General features: G+C 68.3%; 11 protein-coding genes. 1 reads left to right on the forward strand and 10 read right to left on the reverse strand.

What is annotated here, in order from left to right; genetic code table 11:
* Positions 1-81: 81 nt before the first annotated feature.
* From VGT00_10500 to VGT00_10515, 4 genes are read right to left on the reverse strand one after another with little or no spacing between them, the layout of a single operon-like run.
* Positions 82-876, reverse strand: coding sequence for a type III pantothenate kinase (locus tag VGT00_10500; GenBank protein ID HEV8531835.1), 795 nt, complete (start codon positions 874-876; stop codon positions 82-84).
* Positions 860-1,633 carry a biotin--[acetyl-CoA-carboxylase] ligase gene (locus tag VGT00_10505; GenBank protein HEV8531836.1) on the reverse strand — a complete coding sequence of 258 codons (774 nt, stop codon included), beginning with the start codon at positions 1,631-1,633 and terminating at the stop codon, positions 860-862. The genes VGT00_10500 and VGT00_10505 overlap by 17 nt, the downstream gene beginning before the upstream one ends.
* Complete coding sequence (locus VGT00_10510) at positions 1,630-4,251, reverse strand: valine--tRNA ligase (GenBank protein ID HEV8531837.1); 2,622 nt, start codon at positions 4,249-4,251, stop codon at positions 1,630-1,632. Before VGT00_10510 ends, VGT00_10505 begins: the two co-directional genes overlap by 4 nt.
* Positions 4,252-4,254: 3 nt before the next feature.
* A complete protein-coding gene (locus tag VGT00_10515) occupies positions 4,255-5,328 on the reverse strand; it encodes a hypothetical protein (GenBank protein ID HEV8531838.1) in 1,074 nt (357 codons plus the stop codon).
* A 23-nt stretch (positions 5,329-5,351) separates the two neighbouring features.
* Between VGT00_10515 and lptG the strand changes: the two genes are divergently transcribed.
* Positions 5,352-7,676 carry an LPS export ABC transporter permease LptG gene (gene lptG / locus VGT00_10520; protein HEV8531839.1) on the forward strand — a complete coding sequence of 775 codons (2,325 nt, stop codon included), beginning with the start codon at positions 5,352-5,354 and terminating at the stop codon, positions 7,674-7,676.
* A gap of 204 nt (positions 7,677-7,880) precedes the next feature.
* Here lptG and VGT00_10525 read toward each other — a convergent pair whose 3' ends face one another.
* The 6 genes from VGT00_10525 to VGT00_10550 form a co-directional block, all read right to left on the reverse strand.
* The gene (locus tag VGT00_10525) at positions 7,881-10,574 is read right to left on the reverse strand and encodes a UPF0182 family protein (protein HEV8531840.1); all 2,694 of its coding nucleotides are present in this window, start codon (positions 10,572-10,574) and stop codon (positions 7,881-7,883) included.
* 93 nt (positions 10,575-10,667) lie between these two features.
* A complete protein-coding gene (gene ahcY / locus VGT00_10530) occupies positions 10,668-11,936 on the reverse strand; it encodes an adenosylhomocysteinase (GenBank protein HEV8531841.1) in 1,269 nt (422 codons plus the stop codon).
* 114 nt (positions 11,937-12,050) lie between these two features.
* Positions 12,051-13,202, reverse strand: a complete 1,152-nt coding sequence (gene metK, locus VGT00_10535; protein ID HEV8531842.1) for a methionine adenosyltransferase — start codon at positions 13,200-13,202, stop codon at positions 12,051-12,053.
* A gap of 124 nt (positions 13,203-13,326) precedes the next feature.
* Entirely contained in the window at positions 13,327-15,459 is a 2,133-nt protein-coding gene (locus VGT00_10540; protein HEV8531843.1) for an alpha-amylase/4-alpha-glucanotransferase domain-containing protein, read from the reverse strand.
* Complete coding sequence (rapZ, locus tag VGT00_10545; protein HEV8531844.1) at positions 15,452-16,345, reverse strand: RNase adapter RapZ; 894 nt, start codon at positions 16,343-16,345, stop codon at positions 15,452-15,454. Before rapZ ends, VGT00_10540 begins: the two co-directional genes overlap by 8 nt.
* 7 nt (positions 16,346-16,352) lie before the next feature.
* The coding region (locus VGT00_10550) for an RNA polymerase sigma-54 factor (protein HEV8531845.1) at positions 16,353-16,956 on the reverse strand (604 nt) is incomplete at its 5' end.

Consider the following 16,956-nt stretch of genomic DNA (forward strand, 5'->3'; position numbering starts at 1 on the left):
CACCAGGCCCCGTATATAGAGAACCACCGGCCGCGCCCTACCGTATTTAGGGGGAGAGTATACGAGGGGGCGCGCGGAGAGTCAACCCTGACGGCCTTCGCGCGGCCCCTCCGCGGGGTGGGCGCGCTCCCACAGCACGCGCAAGCCCTCGAGGGTGAGATCGGGATTGACCGCGTCGATGCTCCGCGCCACTCCGCGCATCTGCTCGGCGAGGCCGCCCGTCGCCACGACCTTCACGGGCGACCCCATCTCGCTCCGCATGCGCTCGACGAGGCCATCGACGAGGCCGGCCCAGCCGTAGGTCAGCCCCGACTGGATATTGGTCGCCGTGTTCCGGCCTATGGCCTCCTTCGGCTTGAGCAGCTCGACCCGGTAGAGTCGCGCCGCGCGCGAGATCAGCGCCTCGGAGGCCGTGACCAGTCCCGGGGCGATGGCGCCCCCGATGAACTCTCCCCGACCGTTGACGCAATCGAAGGTGGTCGCCGTCCCGAAATTCACGATGATCAACGGCGCGCCGTAGAGCGTCACGCCGCCCACGATGTCGCAGAGCCGGTCGGCCCCGACTTCTTGCGGCGCGTCCACGAGGAGCGGTACATCGCTCATGCCGGGCTCGACGGTGAACGGGTTGCCGCCGAAATACGCCTCGACCATGGCTTCGAGCGTCTGCTGCACGGTGGGCACCACGTTGGAGATGGCCACGCCCCGGATCTCCTGCTGCGCGATGCCTCGCGTGGCCAGGAGGGTCCGGATGAACACGCCGTACTCGTCGGCCGTCTGCTCCCGGCGCGTGGTCAGGCGCCAGGACACGAGGAGGCGGGAGTCCTGGCAGACGCCGATCTTGGTATTGGTATTGCCGACCTCAATGAGCAGGAGCACGGTCAGCCTCCGCGGCGACTTCACCGGCAACGATCCGCAGCTTCCTGCCGTCGTCCATCCGGAGCACGAGGGCCCCGTCGGCGGCCAGGTCCACGGCCAGGCCCTCGCGCCCATCGGCGGCCTGGGCGCGGCGGCCTATGCTCCAGGCGCGCTCGAGCCACGCTGGCCGGAGCACGCTCAGGCCTCCCTCGAGAAAGCGGGCATAGCGCTCCTGGAGCGCCTCCAGCAGCGCGCCCAGCACCGCCGCCACCTCGTGGGGACGCTCGGTGGCGAGCCGCAGCGACGTCGCGCGCTCGGCCAATTCGTCCGGAAAGACGAGCTGGTTGACATTGACGCCAATGCCCAGGATGACGTGCGCGAGGCGACCCGACGGGTCGGTCGAGGCCTCGGCCAGGATGCCCGAGACCTTCCGGCCGTCCAGCAGCACGTCGTTGGGCCAGCGGATCTCCGCCTGGACTCCGGGAACTTCACGGAGAGCGTCGGCGACCGCGATAGCCGAGACGAGCGAGAGCTGGGGCGCGAGGGCGGCCGCGATGGGTGGACGGAGAACGACCGACATCAAGAGACTCTCGCCCGGCGCGTCGAGCCAGACGTGTCCGCGGCGTCCCCTGCCCGCGCTCTGGTGGGCGGCGATGACCACGGTGCCCTCGCGGGCGCCGGCGGCCGCGCATCGGGCCGCCTCCCCCTGCGTGGAATCGAGGGCGGCGAAGCGATGGATGGTGTGGCCGAGGCGCCTCGCCGACGCGGCCCGGATCACGCGAGGCCGGCCAGGCTTTGGGTGAGCTTGGCCTCGATCTGCTGCTGCTCGCCGAGGCGCTCGCGCTCGCGGGCCACCACCTCGGCGGGCGCGCGCTCCACGAAGTCCGGCCGCGAGAGCTTGCCTTCGAGGAAGGCGATCTCCTTGCGGGCCCTCTCGATCTCCTTGCCGAGGCGGGTCCGCTCCGCGGTGACGTCGACCACGCCCTGGAGATGCACGAAGACGTCGATTCCGGAGTCCACCACGTGGGCCGAGAGGGGCGGCCGCTCGGCCCCGGGCACGATCCGCACCCTCGCTCGCGCCAGGCCGCCGATCAGAGGCGCGGCGGCTTCGAGAGCCTTGGTCACCTTCATCGACGGCCGCACGGTCACCTCGAGCTCGGCGGCGGGCGAGATCCGGCTCTCGCTCCGCACGGTCCGGATCGCGCTGACCACGGCGATGACCGGCGCCATCTCGCGCTCGGCCGCCGCATCGCGTCCCTTGCGCCCGGCTTTCGGAAAGGGCGCCAGCATGATCGACTCACCCTCGTGGGGCAGCCGCTGCCAGATCTCTTCCGAGATGAAGGGCATGAACGGGTGGAGCAGCCGCAGCGTCGTCTCCAGCGTCTCGGTCAGCGTGCGCTGGGTCACCGCCCGCGCGATGGGATCTTCCGTCTGGTACAGGCTCCGCTTGGCGATCTCGAGGTACCAGTCGCAGAACTCGTGCCAGAGGAACTGGTACACCGCAGAACCCGCGTCGTTGAAGCGGTAGGCATCGAGGGCCTTCCGGACGGCGGCCGTCGTCGCGTGCAGGCGACTACCGATCCAGCGGTCCGCCACGGACGGCTTGCCCCTGGCCGCCAACGCTCGGTCGAAGCCGTCGAGGTTGGTCAGCACGAGCCGCGCGGCGTTCCAGATCTTGTTGGCGAAGTTCCGGTAGCCCTCGATCCGCTCGTCGCTGATCCGGATATCCCTCCCGAGCCCCGCGAGGGCGGCCAGGGTGAAGCGGAAGGCATCCGTCCCGTACCTTTCCATGACCACCACGGGATCGGCCACGTTGCCCTTGGACTTCGACATCTTCTGGCCTTCGGCGTCGCGGACGATGGCGTGCAGGTACACGTCGCGAAACGGCACCTCGTCCAGGAAATGGAGCCCGAGCATGGCCATCTTCGCCACCCAGATGTTGAGAATGTCGGGACCCGTGATGAGGACGCTGGTGGGATAGAAGGTCCGGAGGTCGGGCGTGTCGTCGGGCCAGCCCAGCGTGGAGAACGGCCAGAGCCCCGACGAGAACCAGGTGTCGAGCACGTCGGGATCCTGGCGCAGGGGGCCGCCGCACTTCGGGCACTCAGTCAGATCGGTCCGCGAGACGTGCACGCTGCCATCCGCGTCACAGTACCAGACGGGAATCCGATGCCCCCACCACAGTTGCCGCGAGATGCACCAGGGCCGGATGTTCTCCATCCAGTGGTAGTAGGTCTTGACCCAGTGACGGGGCAGGATCTTGATGCGTCGCCCCCGCACGGCCTTGGTGGCGACCTCGGCCAGGGGCTTGACGTTGACGTACCACTGGCGCGAGATGAGCGGCTCCACCACCGTCTTGGAGCGATAGCAGAGGCCCACGGCGTGGCGGTAGGGCTCGATGCGCTCGATGAGCCCGAGCTGCTGCATGTCCTCCACGATGCGCTTGCGGGCCTCGAAGCGATCGAGCTCCGCGTACTTGCCCGCCTCCGCGGTCATCCGCCCGTCGAAGCCGATGACCGTGCGCGTGGGCAGGTTGTGGCGGCGCCCGATCTCGAAGTCGATGGGATCGTGGCCGGGGGTGACCTTGATGACGCCGGTGCCGAACTTCGGATCCACGGCGCTGTCCGCGATCACGCGCAAGGTGACGGTGCCCTCGACCGACGGCACCTCCAGCGTCTTGCCCACGTACTTGGCGTAGCGCCTGTCCTTGGGGTGCACGGCCACCGCGGTGTCGCCCAGCTTCGTCTCCGGGCGCACCGTTCCCAGGGTGAGGGGGCCGTACTTGATGTACACGAAGTCCGTGTCGCGCTCCTCGCGCTCGACCTCGAGATCCGACAGCACGGTCTGGCAGCTCGGGCACCAGTTGACGATGTAGTCGTCCTGGTAGATGAGGCCTTCCTCATAGAGACGGACGAAGGTCTCGCGCACGGCGCGGGACAGCCCGGGATCCATGGTGAAGCGCTCGCGCGACCAGTCGCAGGAGGCGCCCAGGCGCTTGAGCTGGCGGATGATGGTCCCGCCGGATTCCTCCTTCCACTTCCAGGCGCGCTCCAGGAAGGCCTCGCGCCCGATGTCGCGACGGGTCTTGCCCTCGGCGGCGAGCTGCCGCTCCAGGATCACGTGGACGGCGATGGAGGCGTGGTCGGTGCCGGGAACCCACAGCGCGTTGTAGCCATCCATGCGCTTGTAGCGGATGAGGATGTCTTGCAAGGTATTGTTGAGGGCGTGCCCCCAGTGCAGCGAGCCGGTGACGTTGGGAGGCGGGATGACGATGCAGTAGGGCGGCTTGGGCGAAGCGGGATCGGCGCCGAAGAATCCGCGCCCTTCCCATTCGCGGTACCAGCGTGACTCGACGTTGCTCGGGTCGTAGCGGTCCGCGATCTCAGCCATGATGATCGCTCATTGTAGCACGGGGGCCACGCCGCTCAGGCGCCACCCGGAGGCGCCGCGGCCCCACCAGAGCGTCCACGGAACGCGCCGTCCACTGTCTCCAGGCGCGCTGGCCGCCACCTGCGCCGTCCTGGGCGTATCAGGGTTCTGGACATCGCACGCCGACTCGGGCGCGAGGCCCGCGGGCAGCCTCTCGCGCACGGCCGCGTCGGGTACAAGGGTGGCGACGGCGCGCGTGTCGCGTCTCTCCAGCGCGGCGAAGAAGCGCGTCACCGCCACTTGCAGCTCCCGGTGCCAGCCGTTGAAGAGCTGGCGGCTCACGAGCCGGAGGCGGCCCGTGGCCGCCTCGGCGCGATAGATGTCTTCCTGCTCGCTCTGGACGTCGCAGCCCGGTTTCCAGCCCGGATAGCGGAGCTCGTAGCGGACGAAGACCGTTCCCGCCTTGACCACGAGCTGGGAAGCCCAGAGCCCGTCCGGGTACATCTCCGCGCTCCGCCACGGCGACACAAGGGCACGGCCGCGGACACGCCACAGAGCGACCCGCAGGGGACGGCTTCCCCATCCGGTGGGCGCCTCCGTCCACGCGGCGAGGAAGCTGGCCGTGTCCCTTTCCCCCTGGCGGGGCCACGGAAAGACCTCGGGCACGCCGTCCTCGCGCCACGCCCTGATGAGCGACGGGGTGCCGCCGTCCCGGCCATACAGCCGTATCGAATTGCCCACGCCCTTGGCCGAGAGATGGAAGCGCCCCACCAGAAAGCTACCGCCCACCGGCTCGATCCGGAGCGAGGCGCCACCCCAGGCCTCGGCGAATGCCTCCAGACGATCGCGGATGAACTCGGACGAAGCGAAAGGACCGCCGCTGCGCAGGTTGTCCAGCACCTCGGCATCGAGGAGAGCCTCGAGCTCGTCCTGGACGTCGGCGTCGAGCCGCCCGCCTATCTCTTCGACGAGGGCGAGCCGTCGCGAGGCGAGCTCGCGGAAGCGTTCCAGACGGTCCCGAGGCTCCGCGGCGCCGGCCGCGCCGGTCGAGAGCAGCCACCAGAGGAGCGAGAAGACGAGCGCGAGAAGGACCGGAGCGCGCATGCGCCTATCGTACAATGGGCGTGGTGCTGAAGACCGTCGACCGCTACCTGCTGAGAGAGCTCGGCCCGCCCTTCGTGCTCGCCGTCTGCGTGCTGACCTTCTTCCTCGTCATCGACCGCGTGTACGACCTGACCGATCTCGTCATCACCAAGAACGTTCCCTTCCACCTGGTCCTCGGTCTGCTCGCGTTCATGCTCCCGGCCTTCCTCGGCCTGACCTTGCCCATGGCCCTCCTCGTGGCCGTCCTCCTCGTGTCGGGACGCATGGCCGCCGACATGGAAGTGGCAGCCTTCAAGGCCTCCGGCGTGAGCCCGCTCCGGCTTTTCCGCCCCTTCGTGCTCGCGGCCTGTGTGGTCAGCGCGGTGGTCGCCTTCGTCACCCTGATCGCCGCCCCCGCGGCCAGTGGGGCCTTCCAGAACCAGCTCTTCCAGATCCTCCAGACCAAGGCCACCACGGGCATCAAGGAGCGCACGTTCACCGCGTCGTTCAACCAGATGGTCATGTACGTGGAGGACATCAGCGCCTCGCAGATGGCCCTTCGTGGCCTCCTCGTCTCCGACGAGCGCGATGCCAAGCTCTCGCGCGTCATCGTGGCCAAGGAGGGACGCCTCTTCACGGACACGAAGCGGCGGCGCGTGACCATGCGCTTCATCGACGGAGTGGTGAGCGAGACCGACGCCAGCGACGCGAGGCGATTCCGCCTCACCGCCTTCAGCCTGTACGACCTCAACCTCCCGCTCGAGAATCCCCAGAGCGCCGCCCAGCGCATCGAGAAGCCCGAGAAGGAGATGACTCTCGAGCAGCTGCGCGCCACCATCGCCGAGCTCGAGCCGCAGGGACAGATCGTGGTCCCCTTCCGCGTCGAGATCCAGAAGCGCTTCACCCTGCCCGTGGCCGCTCTCATCTTCGTCATGGTCGGGTTTCCCCTGGGCATCCGCACCTTGCGCGGCGGCCGCACCCTGGCCATGGGGTCGAGCCTGGCCATCGTGGTCGGCTACTACGTCATCCACACCTTCCTCGAAGGCCTGGCCCTCCGGCGGCGGCTGCCCGTGACCCTGGCCATGTGGCTGCCCAATGTCATCTTCGGCGTCGCGGGCCTCGTCCTGCTGTACGGCGCCACCGCGGGTATGCCCCTGTCCTTCACGCGAGTCCTGCTACGGCTCCGCGCCGCCCTCCCGCGCGTCGTCCGACGGGTGGTCCCCCGGCCTCCGCCCGTCGAGCGGACGCGGCGGGAACCCGCGGGCGCCCGCGGGCCGCGCGCCTCGACCTACATCATCGATCGCTATCTCGTCCGCGAGTATCTGACCTTCATCGGGACGGGCGTGGCGGTGGCCGCCGTGCTCATCCTCGTGGTCGATCTCCTCCAGTACCTCGACAAGTTCCTCCGGGTGAAGCCGCCCTTCCTCTACATCTTCCAGCACCTGCTCTACCGTCTGCCCGGCTCGCTGTACGATGGACTGCCCATCATCGTGCTGATCTCGACCGTCTTCCTCTTCCTCTCCCTGACCCAAGCGCGGGAGCTGGACGCCATGAAGGCGGCGGGGATCAGCCTCTACCGCGCCAGCCTGCCCGTCCTCCTCGTCGCTCTCGCCATCAGCCTCACCTCGGTGGTGCTCCAGGAGACGGTGCTTCCCGTCATCAACAGCAAGGCGGAAGAGGTGGACCGGATCAAGATCCGTGGCAACCAGCCCCGTCACCTCCAGCGCCAGACGCAGATCTGGTATCGGTCGTCGGACACCCGCTTCATGCGCATGGAGCTGCTGGACCCGATCGAGCGCTCGCTCGACGGCCTCCTCGTGGTGGGAATAACCTCCGATTTTCGCCTGGCCGATCGGCTGGACGCGCGCAAGGCGCGCTGGACGGGGGAGGGATGGGTGCTCTCCGACGGCGTCTCTCGTCACGTGGGGCCGGGCAACCACGTGAGCGCCGACCCCTTTGCCGAGCGCCTCGTCACCATGCCCGAGCAGATCAATGACCTGATCCAGGTCCAGCAGGCGCCCGAGACCATGAGCTTCAGAGAGCTCCGGACCTATGTCACGCGGCTCGCGGAGACGGGGCACAACGTCGGCAAGTATGTCGTCGATCTCTACCGCAAGCTCTCGTTCCCCCTCATCCACGTGATCCTGGCGCTCGTGGCCATCCCGTTCGCCCTGAGCTCGCCCCGGAGCGGCGGCCGCGCCGTGGGGATCGGCGTGGCCATTCTCATCTCCATCAGCTACTGGGTCATCCACTCCATCGCCATCGCCTTCGCGAAGGCGGAGCTCCTCCCTCCCCTGCTCGGCGCCTGGACGGCGAACATCGTCTTCGCGGGCGTGGGAGTGGCCTTGTTTCTCCGCGCCCGCACTTAGCCCCCGAAGTGTTTTCCAGCGCACATCTCAGGCGGCTCAAAAGGGTCCAGATGCGAGGCGGCGAGCGCCGCGGCCCCCGAGGCGTGATTCTCACTCACTCAGCCCTCGCCTCGTGGCTCCGCCCCTCAGCTCGAAATGCCACGTACGTTGAGGGGCGCCGCGGCGCTCGCCGCACTCCCGCAGATGGGCCTTTTTCAGCCGCCGCTACCGAGCGTCGCGGAGCTGGCGGAGAAGGGCCTCGAGCTCCTTTTGCGCCTGGCCATAGGCCGACCAGTCGCCCCTCTTGATCGCCTCCTGCCCCCGCTGCCAGGCCTCCCAGGCCCTCTGGACGAGTCCGGCCAGCGCGCCCGACACGACCGGAGTCGGCCGGCCGTCCGGGCTCTTGGCCGCGGGCGCGTCATCGCCACGCACCCGCCCGCCGAAGATGCGCTGGAGGGATTGCTCGAGGGTGGGTTCCATGGCGATCTGATTGCCGAAGGCGACGATGACCCGGCGGAGCTCGGGCAGCGCCCCCTGCTCGGCAGAGAGGTAGAGGGGCTGAACGTAGATCAGCGATTCCTCAATGGGGATGGCGAGCAGTGAGCCTCGCAGCACGCGCGAGCCCTGCTGGTTCCAGAGCGAGATCTGCTGCGAGATGACGGGATCCTGATTGATCCGCGCGTCGACCTGGCGCGGGCCATAGACGAGCTTCTGCTTGGGGAAGATGTACACGACCAGCCCGCCATAGTTCGGCGCGTCCATCCGCGCCCCCATGATGGCGATCATGTTGTCGCGCCGCGCCGGGTTGAAGCCGGAAAGCAGGACGAACTCCTCCCGCTTCTCCCCGGGCAGCCGCATGATGGTGAAGTAGGGCTCGATCTCCCGGTCGCGCCCTTCCTGCTGCAGGCGCGGGATGCTCCAGAGATCCTCCTTGTTGTAGAAGACCTGGGGGTCCTGCATGTGGTAGGTGCCATAGAGCTTCGCCTGGATCCGGAAGAGGTCCTCCGGGTACCGGATGTGGGCGCGAAGATTCTGAGGCATCTGCTCGAGCGGCTTGAAGAGCCCGGGGAAGGCCCGCGCGAAGGTGCGGATCAAGGGATCCTTCTCATCCGCGATGTAGTACGCCACGGTGCCGTCGAAGGCATCCACGGTCGCCTTGACCGAGTTGCGGATGTAGTTGATGGGGCCTTCGGGCTGCGCGAATGGATAGCGGTCCGTGACCGTGTAGGCGTCCACCATCCAGATGAGACGCCCCTCGTCCGTGATGACGAGGTAGGGGTCGTGATCGAAGCGGAGGAAGGGGGCGACCTGACGGACGCGCTCGCCTACCCTACGGTAGAGCATGATCCGGCTCTCCGCCGAGATGTCGTCGGAGAGGAGGATCTTGATCTCGCCGAAGCGGATGGCGAAGGCGAGCTTGCGGAGAAAGCCCCCCACGGGAATGCCGCCCCGGCCATCGTACCGGGTGTACACGTTCTGATCGCCGGACGGATAGTTCAGCTCCTGCGACTTGGTGCGCACGATCGCATACTCGTTGCTGAGCTCTCCGTAGTAGATCTCCGGCCGGGTGATCTTGGGCACCCCGCCTTTGACCACCGGCGGGATGTCCTGCACGAAGAGATCGGGCAGCCCTTCCGGGGTGATGCGGTTGACGGGCCCGGCCACCAGCCCAAAGCCGTGGGTGAAGGTCAGGTGCTCGTTGATCCAGACCCGGCTCGGGAGGTGCGCGTAGGACATCTCCCGCGCGGAGAGCATGATCTGCCGGAGCTCGCCGTTGAGGGTGTAGCGGTCCACGTCCACGTCGGCGAACTTGTAGTAGGTCCGGATCTCCTGGAGCTGGGCGAAGCTCGTGAGGAGCGGCCGATGGTCCCAGAGCCGGATGTTCTTGATGGTGAGGCTGTTGCGGTCGAGGGCGGCCGCGGTCAGCCGATCCTCGGCGGGAAAATCCTGCTCCTTGATCGCGTCGAGACCGTAGGCCTGCCGTGTCATCCGGATATTGTGTTTGATGTACGGCCGCTCGGCTTCGAGCTCGTTCGGCGTCACCTGCAAGCGCTGGAGGAGGGCTGGGTAGATGCCGAGCCCACCGACCCAGACCACGGCGAGCACGACCAGGCCCGCCACCAGGAAGCCCCAGCCCCCGCGCCCGATCTGGAGCACGCAGGCCGCCGCGCACAGGAGCGCGATGGCGGCGAGGGCGCCGAGGGCCGGAAGGGAGGCGTGGACGTCGGTGTAGGAGGCGCCGAAGACCACCCCGCGCGGCGAATAGAGAAGCTCGTAGCGGTCGAGCCAGAAGCCGACGGATCGGAGAACAAGAGCCAGCGCGGCCAGGCCCAGGAGGTGAGTGCGAGCGCCCACGGCCATCCGGGGTCCCTGGGCCGTGAGGACCAGGCTTCGCAGCAGCACGTAGGTGGCGATGCTCAGGACGAGAGTGCCGACGACGAGGGTGAGGGCACCACTGTAGATGAAGCGCCAGAGGGGCAGCTCGAAGACGAAGAAGGACAGGTCGCGACCGAAGAGCGGATCCGCCACCCCGAAGGGGGTGGCATTGAGATAGCGCAGGAGCATGTCCCAGGAGGCGCTGGCCCTGATACCGGAGAGGAGGGCGATGACGGCCACCGCGGGCACGAGCAGGCGCCGGATCAAGGGCTCGAGGACGGCGCGTCCGGGCAGCCCGAGCTGATCGTCGAGCTCCCACAGCACGTCGGGAGCCGCGGTGCGCGCGGCCATCCAGAGATTGGCGTAGAGGAAGGCGAAGACGATGCCCCCCGCGCCCAGCACGAGCCAGCCCCGCAGGGTCAGGACGGTCGTGAAGACCTGGGTGAAGCCGACCTCACCGTACCAGAGCCAGTCCGTGTAGAGCGGGACGGCCTGGCCGACGCCGGCGAGGACGATGAAGGCCAGGAAGAGCCACAAGCCCAAACGCGGAGGACGCTGTCCTGTCGCCAAGGAGGAGGACCTCCGGCTCCCGGATGAGGGAAATCCCGGGAGCCACGCTGTCGAAAAGGACCGGCGTTAAGTGCCGTGAGTCCAGGAGGACAGGTACTCCTCCTGGGCGGGCGTCAGCTCGTCGATCTGCACGTCCATGGAGGCCAGCTTCAGCCGGGCGATCTCGAGATCGATGTCCCTCGGCACCCCGTAAACTTTCTTCTCCAGGCTGCGGCCGTGCTTGACCATGTACTCGGCGGAGAGGGCCTGGTTGGCGAAGCTCATGTCCATGACGGTGGCCGGGTGTCCCTCGGCCGCGGCCAGGTTGATGAGCCGGCCCTCCCCGAGGACATAGACGCGCTTGCCGCCCCGGAGGCTGAACTCCTCCACGAATGGCCGCACGGAGCGCCGGGACTGGGCGAGGGCGCCGAGAGCCGCGAGGTCGATCTCCACGTTGAAGTGGCCCGAATTGGCGACGATGGCGCCGTCCTTCATCTTGACGAAGTGCTCCTGCCGGATGACCGCCATGTTGCCGGTGACGGTGACGAAGATGTCACCCACCTCGGCGGCGCGCGCCATGGGCATGACGGGGTAGCCGTCCATCACGGCCTCGAGCGCGCGCATGGGCGCGGTCTCCGTGACCACGACATGGGCGCCCATGCCATGGGCGCGCGAGGCCACGCCCCGCCCGCACATGCCGTAGCCTGCGACCACCACGATCTTGCCCGCGAGCAGCACATTGGTCGCCCGCAGGATGCCGTCGATGGTGGACTGGCCGGTGCCGTAACGATTGTCGAAGAGATGCTTGGTGTCAGCGTCATTGACGGCGATGACGGGGAAGGCCAGCACCCCCTCCTTCTCCATGGCCCGCAATCGGATGACCCCCGTGGTCGTCTCTTCGGTGCCCCCGATCACGTTCTTGGCGAGGCCCTTGCTCACATTGCTCTCGCCATGGAGCTGGGAGATGAGGTCGGCGCCATCGTCCATGGTCACCTGCGGCCCCGTCTTGAGGACGGCCTCGAGGTGGCTGTAGTAGCGCTTGTTGTCCTCGCCCTTCTGGGCGAAGACGGGGATGCCGTATTCCTTGACGAGGGCGGCCGCGGTGTCGTCCTGGGTCGAGAGCGGGTTGGAGGCGCACAGGGCGACCTGGGCGCCCCCGGCCTTGAGCGTCATCATGAGCACGGCCGTCTCCGTCGTCACGTGCAGGCAGGCGCCGAGGCGTATCCCCTTCAGCGGCTGCTCCTTGGTGAAGCGCTCGCGCACCTGGCGCAGCACGGGCATGGATTGCTCGGCCCACTCGATCTTCAGCTTCCCCGCCGCGGCGAGGGAGAGATCCTTCACGTCGTGCTCGGTCATGCCGTCTTCCTTTCGTCCTGTCGATCGTGGCGAAGGCGAACCCCGGTCAAGCCGCGGCCCCACGCCGGCTCGCGCGCCGGACGTGGGGCCGTCTGATCGTGTCTCGGCGCGGGCTCAGATGCCCGCGTCGTCCCGCAGGTCCTTGACCCGGTTGGTTTGCTCCCAGGTGAACTCGGGCTCGGTCCGGCCGAAGTGGCCGAAGGCCGCCGTCTTGTGATAGATCGGCCGCCGAAGGTCCAGGTACTTGATGATGCCGATGGGGGTGAAGTCGAAGTGACGACGGACCATCTGTTCGAGCTTGGCATTCGTCACCTTGCCCGTGCCGAAGGTCTCGACCATGACGGACACGGGCTCGGCGACCCCGATGGCATAGGCGACCTGCACCTGCGCGCGCTCGGCCAGCCCCGCCGCCACGATGTTCTTGGCCACGTGCCGCGCCATGTAGCATGCCGATCGGTCCACCTTCGTCGGGTCCTTGCCGGAAAACGCGCCCCCGCCGTGCGGGCAGGAGCCGCCATAGGTGTCCACGATGATCTTGCGTCCCGTGAGGCCCGTGTCGCCCATGGGTCCGCCGGTGACGAAACGCCCCGTCGGATTGATGTGGTACGTGACCTTCTTGGGATCGATCAGGTGCTTGGGTACGGTGGGCAGGACGACGTGCTCGATGATGTCCTTCCTGATCTTCTCGAGGCTCGCGTCGGGACCGTGCTGGGTGGAGATGACCACCGTCTCCACGCTCACGGGCTTGCCGTCGGCATAGCGCACCGACACCTGGCTCTTGCCGTCGGGGCGGAGGTAGTCGAGGGCGCCGCTGCGGCGCACCTGGGAGAGCCGCTGCACCAGCTTGTGCGCCAGCATGATGGGCAGCGGCATCAGCTCCTCGGTCTCCGTGCAGGCATAGCCGAACATGAGCCCCTGATCGCCCGCGCCCAGCTTGTCCACGCCCATGGCGATGTCGCTGGACTGCTCGTCGATGGCCGTGATGACGCCGCAGGTTTCGAAATCGAAGCCGAACTTGGCCCGCGTATATCCGACGCCCTTGATGGTCTCGCGGGCGATCTTCGGGATGTCCACGTAGCAGGAGGTCGTGATCTCACCCGCCACCACCACGAGGCCCGTCGTGAGCAGGGTCTCGCAGGCCACGCGCCCGGTGGGATCCTGCCTCAGGATCGCGTCGAGCACGGCGTCCGAGATCTGATCAGCGATCTTATCGGGATGTCCCTCGGTCACCGACTCCGAGGTGAACAGATATTCCTCACGCGCCATCGTCGTCCTCCCGTCAATTTGGTCACTGCCCGGGGGCAGTGGTGACTACTTCGTCCGCCCGGATTCGGACGTACTCACGCGAGGTTAGCATGGTCCCCGACAGCGCTCAAGCGAAATGCCGTCGTCAGGCCGACCCGCGCGCGCCACGGGGAGCTCCCCGCGGCCGCACGCTCGGCGCGATGGTGACGAAGCCCCCCCACGAGCTTCCCTTCGCCAAGGTCACGGGCCAACTCAGGAGCAACGCCGAGCCCTGGTAAATGCGCTCGAAGCCGCTCTCGGAAAGCGACACCGTCTCGATGGGCGCCCAGCCGACATGCCCACCCGGAGACCACTGGAGGGCGATCTCGCCGCCTATCCACTCGTCCACGAGGGTGAGGGCCACCGCGCCGTCGAGCGCGCCGCGCGAGCCCAGCGACGGTCTGTCGGGGGCGCCGTAGTAACGCCCCTCGGCGTCTCCCGCGGTGAGGGTGAGATTGAGCTGGACGGCCCATCGCCCCTCGAGCGGGTCTTCGCCGTGCCAGTAAAGCCGGTATTCCGCGCGCACCTCCGCGAGCGATGCGCCGATGGTGACGCGCTTCTCCACGCGAAGGGGCAGGCCGTCGGGCGCTTCGAGATCGAGGGCCGCTTCGAAGGCTGTCTCCGTGGAGAACACCCGCGCGTGGAATGCCCGCTCTCCGAGGGCGAGCCGGGCCCCGGACCATGGGTTGAGCGGGTCGGGCGCCTCGGCGGAGGAAAAGAACCCATCCATCAGCGAAGCGCGGCGCCAGGGATCATAATCAAGGAGCCTCTGAAGACCCTCCTCCTTGACCGTGGGCGCCGCGTGGATGGTTTTGGCCCCGGTGATGTCCGCCGCCTCCAGCCTGTCCTTGACGAGGCCGTGATAGGCCTCCGGCCGCCGCGTGAAGACGGCCGCCACGTCGAGATCGAGAGGGCGAAAGGCGAGCTCGCTCACCGTCCCCCCCGCCTCGGGGCGGAGGGTGACCGCGAGCTCCCGGGTGCGCACGCGGATCTCCTCGCGCCCGTCGCCGTCGATGTCCTCGCGCGCCCACTCCACGGCCCTCCTCGCCGCCGCCTCGTCCAGCCGGCGCTCCGCCGCCACCAGCGCGCTCCTCACGGCGCGGCGGAGGTGGGGCAGATAGCAGCCGCCGAAAACGCCGTGCCAGTAGGCGTCATTGGCCTGGCTGCGCCAGAGATCCTCTCGCGCGGCCTGCAGGCGCGGGTCGTCCGGGCGAGCCCGCAGCGCCTCGTGGAGACGGCGCGACAGGGCGAGCATGATTCCATAGGCATCGCCCATCTCCGGATACTTCACGAGAAAGTTGCGCCAGAAGCCGCCGCGCAGCAGCCGCGCCAGACGAGGGCCGTCGGGCAGCGCCTCCAGCCGGCGACGTGTCTCTTCGAGCTCCTGCGCGGCCGCCGCGGGCAGCGCCCACTCGCCCATTTCCGTGTAGGAGGCCGTGGGCAGGTAGACGCGGCCGGCCGGGGGCGCCGCGTCGAGCCATCCGGAAAAGGTCGACATCTGGAGCCGCGGCGCGGCCACCAGCGCCTCGAAGAATCTCGGGAGCCAGCGCTCTCCGTAGGCGAGATGGTGCGTGCCCGGCCACACCCCGAACTTCTCGCCGTCGTCGAACAGGGTCAGCGCTCCCGCGCCGCGCCGTGACTCGAGGTAGCCGAGGGCGTCTTCGGGTGGGGAGAAGGGCACGAGGTAACGGAGGCGCTGGCTGATGGGAAAGACGGCGAGCCGATCGCCCTGCTCCTCGGTCAGGTAGTAGCCGCCCAGGGACTCGGGCTCGAGCCCGGCCAGGGCGAAGTGGGCGTCGTCGAGCACGACGAACTCCACGCCGGCGCGACGGAGGATGCGCGGGAGCTGGGGCTCCCACACGCGCTCGGCCAGCCACACCCCCCGCGCGCGCGCCCCGAAATTGGCGCGGAGGAACTCGGTCAGGGCCTGGATCTGCCCGACCTTGTCCTCATCGGGCAGCATGGCCAGGATGGGCTCGTAGAACCCCCCCGTCAGGAGCTCGACACGTCCCTCGGCCGCGAGCCGTCCCAGCAGATCGAAGGTCGCCGTCGCCCGCTCCCGCAGAAAGGCGAGCAGGCCGCCCGAGCAGTGGACGGCCACCACCATGCCCTCGACGGCCCCCGCCGCTTCGAGGAAGGGATGATAGGCCTGGGCGGCCGCCTCCAGGACGACCGAGTCGAAGTTGCCGACGGGCTGATGATTGTGAACGCCGAAGAGGAAGCGGAGGTCCTCACTCACGATCGATGTCCCGGTGCCGGACCACGGGCGCGGCACCCGTGGCCTCGAGCGCCCGGCGCAGGGACTCGACGAGCGTGACCGAGCGGTGGCGGCCCCCCGTGCAGCCGATGGCGACGGTGAGGTAGGCCTTGCCCTCGCGCTGGTACAGGGGGACGAGGAAGCGGAGCAGATCCTCGAGCTTGGCGAGGAGCTGCCGCGCCTCCTCGAAGGACAGCACGTATTGGGCCACGGGCTCATCTCGGCCGTCCAGCGGCTTGAGGGCCGCCACGAAGTGCGGGTTGGGCAGGAAGCGCACGTCGAAGACGAGATCGGCATCGTACGGCGCGCCGTGCTTGAAGCCGAAGGACATGAGCGAGACCGTCAGCCCGTCGCGCGTCCCGTGCGGACCATAGGCCTCCACGAGCCGGTCCTTGAGCTGGTGGACGGAGAGCCCGGTGGTGTCGAGGATGCGGTCGGCGACCCCGCGCAGGTGGGCCAGGGCCTTCCGCTCGGCGCGGATGCCTTCGAGCACGCCGCCCTCGCCGGCCAGGGGGTGGCGGCGCCGTGTCTCCTGGTAGCGCCGCACCAGGGTCTCCTCCCCCGCTTCGAGGAAGAGCACCTCGGGCTTGTGCCCCTGGGCCCGGAGCTTGTCGAGCGTCTCCATGAGGTGGGCGAGATACTCGCCCTCGCGGATGTCCACCCCCAGGGCAATCATCCGGATATCGCGGCTCGAGTGCTCGCAGAGCTCCGCGAAGGTCGGGATCAGGGTGGTGGGCAGGTTGTCCACGCAGAAATATCCCAAGTCCTCGAGGCACTTGATGGCGTAGCTGCGCCCCGCTCCCGACATGCCCGTGATGATGACGAAGCGAGGAGCGGGGACGGACGCGGCCGATTGCTCGGCAGGCATGCTCCCCTCAGCGCTTCTTGGGTTGGAGCCGCCGCTGGTGCGAGGGGAGAATGCCGAGCTCCTCCCGGTACTTGGCTACCGTGCGCCGCGCGATGGTGAGGCCCTGTCCGCGCAGGACTTGGGCGATCTCCTGGTCCGACAGCGGCTTGCCCCCGTCCTCGGCGGCCACGAGATCCCGGATGTTCTTCTTGACGGAGACGGAGGAGACCATCTCCCCGGAGTCCGAGGCAATGCCGCTGTGGAAGAAGTACTTGAGCTCGAAGAGCCCCTGCGGCGTCTCCACGTACTTGTTGGTGGTCACGCGGCTGATGGTGGACTCGTGCATGCCGATATCCTCGCCCACGTCCCGGAGCGCCAGAGGCCTCAGGTGGGCCACGCCCCGGTCGAGGAAATCGCGCTGGAACTTAACCAGGCTCTGCGTCACCTTCCGCAGCGTGCGCTGGCGCTGCTCGACGCTCTTGATGAGCCACACGGCCGAGCGCAGCTTCTGCTCGACATAGAGCCGCGCCTCGTCGCCCGAGCGGCGCAGGAGCGAGCGGTAGAGGGCGTTGACGCGCAGGCGGGGGATCCCCTCCTCGTTGAGCACCACCACGTAGTCGTCGCCCACCTTG

It is taken from the genome of Candidatus Methylomirabilota bacterium (genome assembly GCA_036002485.1).
Classification (GTDB): domain Bacteria; phylum Methylomirabilota; class Methylomirabilia; order Rokubacteriales; family CSP1-6; genus AR37.

What these genes read in the sequence shown, in the direction of transcription:
- VGT00_10515 (HEV8531838.1), bottom strand. Translation starts at nt 5,328, where the DNA reads ATGCGCGCTCCGGTCCTTCTCGCGCTCGTCTTCTCGCTCCTCTGGTGG.
- ahcY (HEV8531841.1), bottom strand. Translation starts at nt 11,936, where the DNA reads ATGACCGAGCACGACGTGAAGGATCTCTCCCTCGCCGCGGCGGGGAAG.
- metK (HEV8531842.1), bottom strand. Translation starts at nt 13,202, where the DNA reads ATGGCGCGTGAGGAATATCTGTTCACCTCGGAGTCGGTGACCGAGGGA.
- rapZ (HEV8531844.1), bottom strand. Translation starts at nt 16,345, where the DNA reads ATGCCTGCCGAGCAATCGGCCGCGTCCGTCCCCGCTCCTCGCTTCGTC.